The 1,089-nt window shown below is 70.9% G+C and carries 2 protein-coding genes; both read left to right on the forward strand.

Going from position 1 to position 1,089, the window contains the following annotated elements; translation table 11 throughout:
- Positions 1-639 (forward strand): NAD(P)-binding domain-containing protein (locus tag I6A60_RS41085; RefSeq protein WP_203017606.1); only part of this gene is annotated, 639 nt, incomplete at its 5' end.
- A partial coding sequence (locus I6A60_RS41090) for a carboxymuconolactone decarboxylase family protein (RefSeq protein ID WP_307874132.1) occupies positions 636-1,089 on the forward strand: 454 nt, incomplete at its 3' end. The genes I6A60_RS41085 and I6A60_RS41090, both read left to right, overlap by 4 nt.

Raw genomic sequence — 1,089 nt, forward strand, 5'->3', positions numbered from 1 at the left:
TGTGTCGTGGACGATCGCGGCGTCGACGACGTGCTTCGCGGCCCCGACGGGGCACTCGCCGCCATGCCGGCCGGCGGCATAGTCATGGTCCACAGCACGACCCACCCCGACACCTGCCGCCGTCTGGACGACGACTTTCCGCACCTACACGTCCTCGACGCCCCCGTCAGCGGCGGCGGAGCGCGGGCCGCCGCCGGACAGCTGCTCGTCATGGTCGGCGGAGACGCCGAAACGCTCGACCGCGCCCGGCCAATCCTTGACACGTTCGCGTATCCCCTGATCCACCTTGGTCCGCTCGGTGCCGGGCAGGCCGCGAAGCTCCTGAACAACGCGCTGTTCGCCGCGACCCTCGCGCTGGCGGCCGATGCGCACGCGGTCGGGCGCGACCACGGCCTCGACCCCGCGTCCCTCGCCGCCGTCCTCGCCCACGGCAGCGGACGCAGCTACGCCGCCGAGCTGGTCGCCGCTCTGGGATACGGACTGTCGGCGTTGGCATCCAGCGCCGGGCCGCTTCTCACGAAGGACGTCGGCATCCTCGCTGACGTCCTCACCCCGCCCACTCCACTGCTGATCACCGTCGCCCACGCCGCGCTCGACGCCATGGACCTCGAGCGCGGCCGTCGAAAGGACCTCCCGTGACGACAGACGAGATCTACCGGACCGTGATGACCGTCGACCCGCCCACGGGCGACTCCCCGTTCGAGGCGGCCAGTCGGGAGTTCCTGTTCGGACAGATCTGGAATCGTCCCGGCCTGAGCATCCGCGACCGGCGTCTGGTCGCACTGGCCTGCGTCGCGGCAGCCGACGCGACCAAGCCGATCGACGACCATGTCTACGCCGCGCTCCGCAGCCGTGACCTGACCGTCGAACAGCTCAACGAGGTCACGCTGCACTTCGCGGTCTACTGCGGCTGGCCGAAAGCCAGCCAGCTGGAAACGACCGTCCGCACCCAGTGGCACCGCCTCCATGCCGAACGGGGCGAGCAGGCCCCGCCGTGGCCGGTCCGCTCGGTCGACGACCTGGGACCCGAAAGCCCCGAGCAGCGCGTCCGCGAAGGCCAGCAGGAGTTCGCCGACGTCAACCTGATAC

The sequence above is a fragment of the Frankia sp. AgB1.9 genome (genome assembly GCF_016786355.1).
Classification (GTDB): Bacteria; Actinomycetota; Actinomycetes; order Frankiales; family Frankiaceae; genus Pseudofrankia.